This is a genomic window from Capnocytophaga sp. oral taxon 380 str. F0488 (genome assembly GCF_000318255.2).
GTDB lineage: Bacteria > Bacteroidota > Bacteroidia > Flavobacteriales > Flavobacteriaceae > Capnocytophaga > Capnocytophaga ochracea.
Map to the genome: position 1 here is coordinate 54,890 of NZ_KB291183.1, position 13,781 is coordinate 68,670.

At 41.0% G+C, this 13,781-nt stretch carries 1 protein-coding gene; it reads right to left on the minus strand.

What is annotated here, in order from left to right:
- Positions 1–868: 868 nt before the first annotated feature.
- The gene (locus HMPREF9078_RS02625; RefSeq protein ID WP_009419181.1) at positions 869–13,036 is read right to left on the minus strand and encodes a T9SS type B sorting domain-containing protein; all 12,168 of its coding nucleotides are present in this window, start codon (positions 13,034–13,036) and stop codon (positions 869–871) included.
- Positions 13,037–13,781 lie beyond the last annotated feature (745 nt).

Consider the following 13,781-nt stretch of genomic DNA (forward strand, 5'->3'; position numbering starts at 1 on the left):
AATTAACAAATGTGATGTGCACGAAAGTACAGTGGTTTTATAGTGGCTCTACAGTGGCTCTACAGTGGCTCTACAGTTGCTCTACAGTGGCTCTACAGTGGCTCTACAGTGGGTCTATAGTGGGTCTACAGTGGGTCTACAGTGGCTCTACAGTGGCTCTACAGTGGCTCTACAGTGGATCTACAGTGGCTCTACAGTGGCTCTACAGTGGCTCTAGAGTGGCTCTACAGTGGCTCTACAATGGCTCTACAGTGGCTCTACAGTGGCTCTACAGTGGATCTACAGTGGCTCTACAGTGGCTCTACAGTGGCTCTACAGTTGCTCTACAGTGGCTCTACAGTGGCTCTACAGTGGCTCTACAATAACGATTAATTAAATTATAATCGAACATTAATTGAGTTTATAGTGTTTTAAGTTAATGTGAGATTGGTGTAAGAAAAAAGTGTAGCTTACGCTACAGAAATTTTACAAATCTTAAAATAATCTAACAAATAGGTAGCAAGCCTGGAAGTCTCGCGAAGATTTCACGGATTACTGAGCTAAAGCTGAAGAATTTCACGGAACAGTAATGAATAAATTGTAACTGACGTTAATTATGATGCATAAGATAGGGGATAAAACTGATAACACCAAAATAAGCCAATAATACCAGAAGTGAGGAAATGAGAGAATGAGGAAATTAGCAAATGGGGAGTGTATAAGATAAAAATAAAAGGCAAAAGGTAATAAATAAAGTGAAGGAAAATACAATGACCATTATAGTTGGGATAGCAATAAAATTTTTAAGAAATGAAAAAGGGCTACCCTTAGCGGGTAGCCCTTTTGAAATAAATATTAATTAATGTATAACCTATGAAGCAAACAAATCTTAACGATATAGTGTAAAGTTACCGTTGAAGGTACGAGTATCGTGTTCGTCGCTAAGTTCTACGAGGTACCAATAGTCGCCTGTTGGCATATCTCTACCGTCGTACTTACCGTCCCATTCTTCGCCTGCTCTAAGCGTTTTGAGACGACGACCGTAGCGGTCGTAAATAGTAGTACGAATGAACGGATACTTATCTACCCTGCGTGGTGCCCACGTATCGTAGTTGCCATCGCCGTCAGGAGTAAAGAAGTTCGGTATGAATACATCGAAGTATTCTTCATAGAACGTTTTGGAGAACGTACAGCCTGCTGCATCGTGTACTACTACATCTACTATTTTGAGTTTCTTACCGCTTACTGGATCGGTGTATTCACGGTCGTTCATTCTCAATTCGTAGACGTTATTGGTATCGTAGTCTTCGCCATTGAACTCATAACGATAAGGTTTCACACCGTTTACACCTTCTACTTGTAGTGTATTGATAACGGTAGTAGGTGATTTCACAATATTGTTCAACTGGCGATACTCTACCACAGTTACTGATTTGGTAGCCATTTGAGTACATTGTTTAACAGCTCCGGTAACTGAATGGACATCGGTATAGACGATTTCTAAGGTTTGAGTTGCTATACTCATATTAAACCTGTTCTGGTCGATATAGCCGACATTCACACCGTTGTTACGCGAGAAGGTTTGTGGTGTAGTAGCTCCATTGAGTTTGTAGGTTATCTTATTGAAATCTACTTCGTCTTTGAAGCGTACTTCTATCCAGGTTGTGAAGTCGTTATTATCACAACTGAAGCCTTGCTCGGTAGTTGGGTCGAGGTCAGGAGCTGAGTAAACGCTGAACTTATAAGTAGGCGACATCACACAGCCGTTGGTTGTACTGCTTACGCTATCGGTTACCACAATCTCGTAATTGCCTTCGGTTAAGTTAGAAGCGCGGATTACGGTTGCTGATGAGGTAGCATAATCGGTATGTGCAGGAACGTTAGAGCCTTCTTTCATTATAGCGATGTCGTAGTTAGGACGACCGCCATCAACGGTGAACTCTATCCAAGCGTCGTTACCTTTGTGGCATACGAGCAAGTTAGAATCGGTTACATTCACTACGATAGGCTTAGGTTCTTTTACTTCCAATTGTCGAACGATGAGGTTACAACCCCAAGTATCCCAAATTTCAACGGTGTACATACCAGGTAGCAAGTTGCTAAAGGTAGTTCCCGATTGAGTGAAAGCATTTAAATTGGAATCTACAATAGTATAAACATAACTGCCTGAGCCACCTCTAACGCTTGCTGGGTCGATAGTAATTTCACCATCGTGGTCACCTTGACAGGTAACATCACGAGTTACAGAAACAGTAGCGGTAATTGGGTCGGGTGATTTCAAGCCTACTTGAGTAGTACCTGAAACTACTGAACAGCCCCACGCATCGGTAACGGTAACGGTATAGGTTACTACACCACCAGGAGTACCCGTAGATACTAAGCCTGTGAACAAGGCACTATCGCCATTGAGAGCTATAATTTTCCGACCTGTAATAGCACCGCCTTGGATATTGACAGTATAAGGAGCCCAACCACCTGATACGGTTACAAGTATCTCACCAAGGTTGTTATCGCAAGTTACACTGTGCGTTTCCTTAGCAAAAGCAGTTATAGGAGCTTCGGCTTGTACTATCTCGAAGGTAGTTTCGGCTTTACAACCTGAAATAGCCGAGATAGCTTCTACCCTGTACTTGCTTGCTGGCAAGCCTGCGTGTGCTATGGTAGCACCTGGAGAGTTACCTGTAATAGGAGTACCTACTGGCAACGGATAGATTGTATAGCTAAATCCGTTAGCCACTTGGTCGCCGTCAGAAAGACGGGTATCGGTAAGTTCTAAGGTAATAGAGCCTGTACCGCCGTAGCAAGTTACCCTTTGTGGGTTCTTAGCTTCTAACAACAAGGTGTTAGGATCGAGCACGGTATAGTTGGTACTTACCTCACAACCTGTAATCATATTCTTAGCTCTTATCACATAAGCGTAAGGTTCGGTAAGGGTGAGAGTATAAGTAAGTGAGTTAAGCGTTACTGGAGGTATTACGGTAATAGTACCCCAACCTACTTTGCTCACTGAGTACTCGATAGGTTCGCCACTGTATACGGTGGTAGTGCTGAGGGTTACAGAGATGTTTTCATCTACATTACAAGTCTTCGCTTGTAACTGAGTAGCGGTAAGACCGCTCATCATAAGTGTAGGTGAAATAGTCACTGCGGTAGTAGTTGCACTACAACCATTGGTATCGTACACCTGTGCATAGTAACTATTAGCGGTAGTTAAATAGCTTGGTAAGGTGTAGCTATAAGAGGTTACTCCCGGAGTTACTTGCTGTTGATAGAGCAAGGTACCTGAAGCAAGCTCTCGGTATTCAATACGTGTATAAGACTCAGTACCACCTGTTACATTATTCAAATCAAAAAGCAATTGTGGATTAGTAACTTCACCTGTATCAGCATCGCAAGTGTACTCTTTTTTGCTAAGGGCATTGGTAGTTGAGATTACATCAGGAGAGGTAACCGTTACTTCAATGGTTGATGAACAAACTTGTGCACTTACAGCTGTAATACGGTAGGTAGCACCACCTAAGATGGCTGCACCTGATGGTACGTTATTAAAGGTTACGTAATTACCATTTAGAACCTGAGTAACACCTGGTACTGCTACCCCTGCATTATCGGTGATTGTGAAGGTATATGGAATACCATCAACAGGGTTTGCTTTTATACGTACGGTAGCAGTTTCGGCATAACAAGTAGGTGTAGTAACCGAAAGGACTTCGAGTCTAGGTATTTCAGGAGGTCTTACTACGAAGTCTAACGACTTAGCACATTCGGCAGGAGTACCCCAAGTAGCTGCATCATAGATATTGATGAGGTAGCTACCTATACCACCATTGGTTATTACACTGTGTGCATTACCTGTAACATTAGCCCCTGTAACCACTGGTACAGCACGTTCGTTGGCAGTACCTTTGTTAATCACACGGTAGAGACTAAACTTATAAGTACCTGAACCACCTGTGATATTAGTTACATTGATAGTTACTGTATTAGTAGCACCACAAGGCAACAATGGTAAGTGACTTGCATCAAACTTAATCATCTCGTGTACTCTAAATGTAGTACTAGTTTCGCAACCATTAGCATCTTTAAATGAGATGGTGTACGGATTTGGATTTGGTGCTAAGCGTATTGGTAAAACAGTTTCAGTAGCTACTGTTATGTTTTGCCAGTTCACAATACCGTCTATCTTGTATTGATGTTGACCAATACCTATGCTGTTAAATTTCACTCTAATAGGATAATCGGTATTATCGCTACAAGCGTCATCGACAGTAATTGAGGCAACAGAAGGTTGAGAATCGACGGTTACGGTAACTGTATTTTCTCTCAAACAGCCAGAAGTATCTCTGACAAATACTTTCCAAACACCTGCTTCTACGTCTTTTGATTCGTTATCAGTAGAAGTAGTGAGAGCATTATCTAAGGCAGTACCGGTAGGTGCTGCTGATATGGTTGTATTGTGATAGTAATACTGATAAGGGGCTGTACCACCTGTGGCATCTACTACTATCTTACCGAGACCTTGTGGTTGCGGTGCTTGACAGTTTGCCTTACGGGTAACCGTAGCAGTCATTGTCAATAAAGACGCTGACTTACCTATGGTAAAGTTGGTAGTACCTTGTGTACAGTTAGTACCACCCTCAGTAAAGAGGACAAAATATCTACCTGCTGGAACATTTGGTATTACTATATCTTGACCCACTGCTGGAGTTGCTGTTAATGGTGGCGTAACAGGACCACTAGCTACAGCAGTTCCTAATGACGGATAAGTAGGTGTATAACGGAATACTTGATAGGTAACATTTGGATTTGTCCAGTTCTTCAAGCGAACGAACACCTTACCGTCATTGGCATCGGCACAAGTAGTAGAAGCAACACCTGTGATAGTAGCTTCTAAAGGCGATTGTGTAGGTACAGGTATATTAGCTTCCTTGATAAAGGTACACTTGCTATTTGCATCGTACACGATAAAGGTATAGGTTACTCCTGGTGTAACACCTGTAAAGGTGTAAGTAGAGGCGTTTTTAACACTACCATCGGACAAGAGAGTAGGTACCACAGCACCACCGTGGAACCAAGTATCGGTACCACCAAGAGGGTTATTAGTTGTTTCTTGTACACTGGTAGTGGCTCCATAAGGAGGAGTAATACCTTCACGATATACGGCGATGTATTGGTTAGCACCAATAGTTCCACCTGACTTATCATACACTGAGATAGCTATTTCACCGGAGTTGGCTATACAACCTATGGAGGCTGTACCTCGTGCGTCTAAGCCATTAGCATCGGATTTTACAACAAAGTCATAAGTATACTTACAAGACTTAGCATCTTCTACCACTATTTGGTAGTTACCAATGTCTAAGTTCATAAAGGTTTCTCTTGAACCAGTAGCTACATTAGTACGAGTAGCATTCACCACGCCGTTCTTATTTAAAGTAACAGTGAATGGTGCTGTACCTCCTTTATTCACCCAAGCGCTTGCCTGAGCTTTCTGAGTACCTGTAGTAGAGCACTCAAGGTCAGTATGGGTAACAGAGACTACCATTGCAGGTACTTCGGTAACAGTAAGACCTAATGGGTCGGATTTACAGTTTGAAGCATCTACAATTGTAAGAGTATAGATTCCTTTTGCCAATCCTGTAATATCACCTACTGGACGTGTAACGGTGGTAAGACCATTATTAAACTCTATAGTATAAGGAGCTACTCCTCCTGAAATATTAGCATTGTTGAAGAGTATCTTACCTGAATTAACACCTGCGCAGTTAATACCTTCAACAGTAGGCGTAACTACAAAAGCAGGAGCATCTTTCTTGATTTCTTGTTTAGGTGAAATCACTTCGCAGTAGTCACCATTGGTCATTTGGTAACGTATCTTAAAGTAGTAATCACCTGGTATCTTAGTTTTGAAAGTATAAGTATTACCAGACTGGCTAATAGCAATACCTGTAGGGGCTGCTACTGTAAAGTTGGCAGTAGGTGAATTGCTCCACAAGAACTGACGAGCACCTCCTGCTTTACCACCAGAGTAAGTAATATCATACTCAGCTTCGCTATTAGGTACACAAGTTAAAGCTGCTTTAGAGATTACTTGCATACGCAATGGGTTATCTATAGTATAAGAAGTGCTTGTACGACAGTCGGCACCATCTTTTACTTCAAAGTTATAAACACCAGCCGATAGGTTTTCGTAAATGATAAAGTTTGTAGCGCTAGACTCAAAAGTTGCGCCTCCGTCTTTACTAAACTGATAGCTACCATTGCCATTTATTATCTTCACTTGCAAACGACCTGTAGCACCACCTTTAAAGCAAGGTTCTAAGTCTACTACTTCTATTTGCAATGGCTTAGGCGCTGGAACATCAAGAGTAGCCGTCATTGTACAGCCATTGTTATCCTCTACTTCAATTACATAAGTACCTACCTGTAAGTTAAAGTCAGCTTCGTTATTTACAGCCGATTTCGATTGTGATGGTGTAGCACCTGTTATAGGAGTAAAGCGGAATGTTTTATAAGGTCTTGCACCTCCTTCGGCAGTAAAGCGTACTGTTGCAAAAGTATTGAAGCAAGACACCGGAGCTGTAACTGTAGCCGTAACTGTTAAAGGTACAGGCTTGTTAATAGTATAGTTAAAGGCTGTTTGACAACTGTGTTCATTAGCTTTGCGCACCAATAACGTACCATTATTTACTGCTGGGATTCCTGTGAGAGTAGCCACCCCTTGAGCAGGATTAAGCTGTGTAAGGGTAACACTCGTCCAAGTAGTAGTACCCGCTATTTGATATTCTACTACAAATGTAGAAGGTGGATTATCAACTGTCAAGAAGATAGAACCGTCATTCTTACCACATTTTTCGTCGTAGGTAGTACCACGTGCTTTAAAGCCTTTGTTATTGTCAATCTTCACTGAAAGACCTTCAGCGCGCACTTGGCATATCTTAGTAGGTTGTGTAATCACAATATCGTCCACTGCTAAATCACTACCCACAGTAGAAGCAGCTGCTATATTTCTAATCTCAAATATATAAGCATTAGCAGTTATATCAGTAGTTGCAAAGGTTACTTTCTTATTGAGCCAAGCTCCTGTACGAGGAAGTTCACCTAATGACCTTTCAACGTATTGTGCTGGGTTACCAGGATTGTACAATCGTACTACCAAGTTAGGGTTAGTACCACCTATGTAAGTAATAGGTAATAAGTTGAACAGGTTCACTGATACACTCATTTCTTGACCAGCTACTACGTCTCTAATCGTGCGCTTGTAGACAATACCATTGTCATTATCAGGGCTACTTCCGTTGATTGCTAAATAGCGACCATCGGTTACTCCCGAAGCGTCTGACGGTGGTGTAGATACCCAATAAGTTCCTGTGGTAGGTACTTGGCGTGTAATCATATACTGGTTATCACCCAAAGTAGTACCATTGGCATTACAAGTAATAAATACCGACTCGGAGTCGCAAGTATTCTTACCTTTGCCAAAGTCTTCTTTAAACAACACATTAGGAGTTGTGCCCGTAGCTGTCTTCGGTGTATACCGCACATAAACACTATAAATACCTGGGTCTAATGTAAAGACATTAGAAGTACGTGTTTCGCTGAGGGTACCATCGTCTTTTACAATGTCGTATTCGTAGTTACCTGCTGGGTTCGTAGTTACCGTAAAGGTACCTTTACCCTCACAGTCATAAGTAACAGTAGAAGCACTTACGGTAGCAGGTACTATTGGTTTTATGGTAATAGGTATTTCAAGAGTACATTTATTACTATCGCGTACATATACCACACTTGCTGTAGAACCTACACGCAAAATAGGCACGGTAGTAAACGATACATTATTAGTACTAAACTCATAACCTGTACCAGTACCTCCTGACACATTGTTAATATGTACTATATACTCTTTGGTAGGACTTGAAGTATCACAAGAGATATCCTCAGCCACTCCTGCATAAGCACGCAAAGTGCTTTCTATATCTTTAATTACAATATTGCGGTTCCTATAAGTACATATGTTGGTAGTAGATAACTGTATTTTTATTTCTACTTCATACTTACCAGCTTCCAAGTTATTGAAGAAACCTGTAGAGTTGGTACCCATATTTTGTACTCGTGCCCCTGTGTCGTCTAACTTGTAAAGAGTAGACTTCACGTTTTGCTGTGTATTATAAGTAATAGACACCTGTCCGGAGTTATTAGCAAAACCACACAAAATATCGCGAGTTTTGATTGTATAGCCTAAGAGTCCTTCTGGATAAATATCCACAGGGGTAGTAAGAGCATAAGCTGAGTTAGCATCTTTGGCAATGAACACATATCTACCAGGTTGGTCTATATGTATATCACGTTCTACAAAGCTACTACCTGCAGGTATGGTAGCGATGAAAGCTGAAGGAGGTACATCGGAGTAGTCAGTATAGCCGTTTTGTACTACGCCGTCAATACTCCAAATAGCAAACTGATAAGGATTCTTACCTCCATCGGCTTCAAAACGGGTAGTAAGTGAGTTACAGTTCTTCCAAGCCTTAGGAGTTACTTTAGCAGTAAGTGTAGTTTGCTTTTCTATTCTTTGTATAAAAGTTGCCTTACAAGTACTTGGCAAAGCTGGTGAAGTAACCTCAACGGTATAAGTATCAGGAGCGGTGGTTATAGGCACTCGGTATTCTGAATTATTAGTAAGCACAAAAGCTTGCCCGTTTTGGTTCACTACATTGCCTGCTGAGTTTTTCAACACATATTTATAAGTAAGACCTGCCGTAGCCATACGTATAGTAATGAAACCTTGCTGATAGCTGGTCACATTGGCAAAGTCTATTATTTCACCTGAAAGTGAATTAGTAAATACATCAAAATAGAAGTATTTCTCACAGTTGTTATTCTTGTCTGACACACGCAAACGGAAATGTCCTTGTGCGTTGGCAACAAAAGTATTGTTGTTATGTACATCTTCCCAAGCACTATCATCTAAGTTCGGACAGTTCAAACTTGATGGCGAAGAGCCTGCTTTTAGCTTTTGCCACATTATATTGCTGTCGCGGAAGTTCACCACTATATTACGTGAAGGTTGATTACACAATATAAAGTGACTTACCCATAAGTTGTTACCCGCACACACATCACCTCCGTTAGCTTGAGGTTTGATAGGGTCTGGTAGGTCATTGCTCAATGTCAATTTTATCTCTTCAGTGGTTGTGTAAGTAACATTGCCACACACTGCTATCTTTTCTACTCTATAAGTAGCAGGGTCGCTTACCTCTATATAATTATGATTTAGCGGATTAGGTTGTTGCACACCGTTCTTATACCAGTTATAGCTTACAAATCCTTCTATAGCGGTAAGGCGTGTATTGGTGCCCGCACAAGCAATCTCGGTACGTGAACACTCTTGCGTAGATATCGCAATAGTTTTAGAACCTGTGCTAGTTTGCTCAGGAATAGTACAAGCTGCCATTCCTCCTGAGTAAGTTAAAGAGTAAGTAGCTTGCAACACATTCATACAAGGCTTACCGATTACTGAACACTCTCCTTTTAATGAAATAGGAATAAGTATCGTTTGTAAATTACCTCCTGCTGTAAGTGTTTGCTTAGGCAGTGTAAAGGTAATCACGTTACCCGATTTAGTAAAGGTAGGCTTGTAGATATTAAGGGTAGCCCTTGTAACATCAGGAGTACCTATGGTAATATTAGGGTGATTAGGCAAAGTAACCTCTAAGGTCGACGATACTACCCCTGCGGTTCCTTTATTTCTATAAGTAATGCGATAGTTGAAGTTCTCAGTAAGTGATAAATCGCGGTTGATAGGAGTTCCTGTACCATCTACAAAATCATTGGTAACCTCCATATCTACAGCACGCGATTTTACTACCACGTTAAAGGTACAAGTAGCTGCATTACCTGAGGTATCCTTAAACACATAGGTTACCGAGGTCGTTCCTATCGGGAAACGCTCTCCACTTTGGTGAGTCTGGCTCCAAGAACCTATACGGCAGTTATCGGTTGCCGTTACCACTCCCCAGTGTGCTATTCCGTAACACTGGTTAGCTACTGCAGTTACTTCAATATTTTGCGATGGACAACCTGTAATCACAGGAGGTATGGCGTCAGGAGCAAAGTTTACGGTAATAGTATGACTACCCGAGTTAGTAGTACACAACCCGAGGTCTTTCAAACTGTAACGCACCACATACTGGGTATTGCGTGTTACCGTATCACTAATAGTTTGTTCACTACCCAAGAAAGTTTCAGTAGCATCAGCTTCTATACGGAACCAATCTATATTGAAGAGCTGTGCCGAACCGCCAAAGGTAAGGTCTACCACATCACCATTACAAGGGTTCGTGCTTCTTGCTACATAAGTAACTCCTGGTGAAGTATAGTTATTTGCCGTTACCAAAGCCGAATCAGGGTAATCACCACAAGCGTGAGAAGTGGTCACAGCATAAGTACCGTCCGGCACGTTCTTAAATACGTACCCCGTAGCGGTAGAAGTAGCTCCAAATACTGGCGATTTAGTTTCTACTCCTGTAACGGTATTCTTAATACTGAATTGTAATGGATAACGGATATACTCAGGATTTGTAACGTTCACCGCTATAAGTCCTGTTCCCGATGCCGCACTACACGAAGTACCCACCACATCGCGTTTGAGCTCTCCAGTAGGACTCACGGTTAAGTACACACGACTGACGTGAAAAGCTCCTGTACCATCATTCACTGGGTCAGAAGGTTTATGAGTGTCAGAAGAAGGTATTACACTATACAAATTCAGACAATCAGCTGGATCCGTAAAGCGTTCTTCTCTCTGTGAAGCTTCTCCTACACTCCATAGTTGTTTTATACGTGCATAATAGAAATAAGTAGACTGTAACAGATACTCTCCTGCTGATAAGTTATTAAAGGTGTGTGAACGGTCGTTACTTCTCCCTACTACTTGGTCATAGCCTGTAGCAGTCTTTTTTAATAAAGTATATTGTGCATAACGAAGTGTTCCTACAGGAGCCGCCTCTATTTCATACGAAATCTTTGCTGCTCCCACACATCCTTGCTCTACTTTCACCTCATCTTTGTCATACTGCATTGGGGTGTCTAAGTTGAGTTCTTTGGTCGCTTCATTGCCACAACGGTCTTTAATAGTAATATTATACCTACCTGGTGGAAGGTCTCCAAACTCAAAACGATACGTTTCATTAGCGGTATCAGGGTTTCTCACCTCTTTTACCATAGGGAAAGTATAGGTTACTTTGTGTAGTGGTTCAAAAGGTAAAGCGGTTTGGAAGTCAAATGTACGAGTAGTACCACTGTGCCCATCGTTTAAATAATCAACAGTCACAGTGATAGGGTAATTAAATTGGTTTCCTGCTACCCATTTGCGTATAGATACAGTACCTTTAAATATCCCTCTATTAATTTCTATCCCGTCAAAACGCTCACCTATCTTATTAGGCAGAGGAGCCATATTCACAATACGCTCCGGCTCATAACACTGAGTAATCCCTACAGTTTTAAACTTCACCTTATAGTAGCCATCAGCTTGCAAAGTTAAATCAGCATACAAACTACCGTTGTTGTTTATCCAAGTATAGTCAGTTCCTGGTATAAGAGGTTTCCATTTAGTAGGGTCGCTTATTTCTGACTGTGTATAGGTAGGATTCCAACTGGGGTCGCTTGCACCTATATATTTATATATTTCAAAGTAAAATCCTTTGGCTCCTGGTGCTGATGGATTTTTTACCCAGTCTGCTGGAGTAAAGTTCTGCCAGTTGTAGAACCCAAAATACATCTTATCAGAAGCATCATCTGGGTTAGGCAATTCTATTTTTTTCCAATTAGCCTCTACGTACAGATACTTAGCTGAAGAACCACTGGGGCAAGGATTAGCAGGGTCAGCGTTTAGGTCTGAACGGTTCACTGCTAATATCGCTGTCGAACCTGCTCTGTCCATATATATAAATGGATCCCTTGAGGTCGTAGAGTTCAATTTGTTTCTTAGAACATCTACTAAGTCCTTATCAAGTTTGAACTTCTTAACTATAGGTGTTTTCCCTAACTTAATAATCAGTTCAATAATATCTCCTTCTTGAAAATGTACTCCAGCTATATCATTGGTAATAAAAGAATAAGCACTGGATTTTTGTGGGCGAGCCCCTGTGCGATAAGAAGAGGTAATATCATAACTATTGATATAATGCCCTGCTGAGTCATAGTGTTTTATAACAGCAGTGCCGGGTTTCCCTTTAATTTCATTCTCTAAACTTTGTTGTATACCTACATTGTCTTTTCGTTTTATACGAAATGAAAAATTAAACTTACAATCAGCTCCTACGCGTATGCCTGAATTCTCATTGTCGAGTTCAAACTCCATACAGTCAATATTCAATGAAGAAGCCGCTACTGAAAAAGTAGTTTTATTGGTTTCCCCACAATTCGGAGTTCCATTCATTGTATCTTCTACGGTAAGCTCATAACCACTTCCCGTAGTAATTGGTTTAGCATCAGTTCCTTGAATAGTGATTTCCAAGTCTTGCCCCGCAACAGCATTATGAGTGGCATTATACAGCTCAGTACCCCCTTTGGTAAGGCGCACTTTAAAAGGTCCTTTGGCTCCTTTCTGTATTCTGAAAACCACGCTACCGTCATTACCATTCCCTGTACAAGACGGCGGTACCGATTTAAAACTTTTAAAAGTTGGTGGTACGTACGAAGAAGTAACCGTTACCACTTTAGGTAAAGTAGATTTCTGGTTATTAGCTACATTCACCATTGTAACAGTATACGTACCCGCTTTAAGCGTAGTAAACTCGTGTTCATTTTTACCCGTCACTCCTATTTCCATAGGCCAGGTACGACCGCTCGGGTCACCAGGTACATCGAGTTTTACCTGCAACTTGGTACCTACAGGCCCCATAGTAGTAGGAAGTGTTACCTTAATCTTCCCATCTGAGGCACATTGCCCTGGTGTTGTGGAAACATTAAAGTTGTTTAAGTTCAGCGGTGTTTGAGCCGAAAGCCCGAAGACCGTCATTACTATAAAAACAATTGTTAGAAAAAACTTTCTCATAATGCTATATATGCTATTTTGAAACAATAGTATCACTATACTTTAATGCACAAAAGTATATATTTTTCTCGAAACAGCAAAACTCTTTTATTGCAATTGTTAAAACAAAAGTTGCTCTTCTACCCCTTCTCTACCCTGCTCTTTCAACGGAAAAATCTTATACAACTATAACATTATTAATTACATACAACTGTAAAAAAGAAAAACAATCTACCCTTTTAGACCGCCATTTTTTAGCTATATTTTAACTTTTTGTATACAAAAATTTAACATTTCCGAGACGCTATTTTGGTAAAAAACACCCTCTTTTTTCACTCTTTTTTCACCTCCTTTACACAGATAATTGGAAGTTTTTACACAAAAACTTTTATCACCTTATTTATATTATGTATTCTATCTCAAATTCATCTTCGTTTAATGTCTATCCAATCTATATAGTTCAATGCTTATCCAATGAGTCCTACACTTTGCCAAAATTTCTATTCGTCCGCCGTGCTACGACCTTGGGCAAAGTTGAAAATCACTCACCTATACTCTCTGAGGGTTATCCGTAGTAGCCGAGTAAGTGAATAAAGAGAGAGGTTTTTCTGATTCCCTCCAACTAATTTCCAAATTTTCTAATTTGCTAATTCCCCTTTCCGTCGCTACATTCCCCCTTGGGAGGTAGCCAGCGACAGCTGGGTATATGTAAAGGGGGAGGTTATCCCCTATTGCCTATGGCCTAAGGCCTAGCACCTCTTCCTCT